The following is a 247-nucleotide window of genomic DNA, read 5'->3' as shown; positions in this document are numbered from 1 at the left end:
TTGATCGTATCCCCAGCAACGTAGCCGATCATCCGGTCTTGGTCGGAATACTGGAAAGACGAATTCAGCCGTGTCGCCTGCGCAGGCTGCTGCGGACCAGTGCGGACGATCGCCGACTGTTCGGCGGCCTTCAGGCTCAACGCGATTTTGCCCTGCGGCCCGATCTCATTACCGCGCCGCTCGCGACCATTGGTGGTAGCGCGGCAGTGCCGTCAACCGTCGACGTCTATGTCAACAACATCAAGAC

At 60.3% G+C, this 247-nt stretch carries 1 protein-coding gene; it reads left to right on the top strand.

The annotated features are described in order from the left end of the window. Positions 1–247, top strand: a 247-nt coding sequence (locus FNJ47_RS50810; RefSeq protein ID WP_206685434.1) for a hypothetical protein, incomplete at both ends; no start/stop codon positions are given.

Origin of the sequence: Bradyrhizobium uaiense, assembly GCF_010811875.1 — a bacterium.
Classification (GTDB): domain Bacteria; phylum Pseudomonadota; class Alphaproteobacteria; order Rhizobiales; family Xanthobacteraceae; genus Bradyrhizobium; species Bradyrhizobium uaiense.
This window is presented reverse-complemented; position numbering and strand designations above follow the sequence as displayed.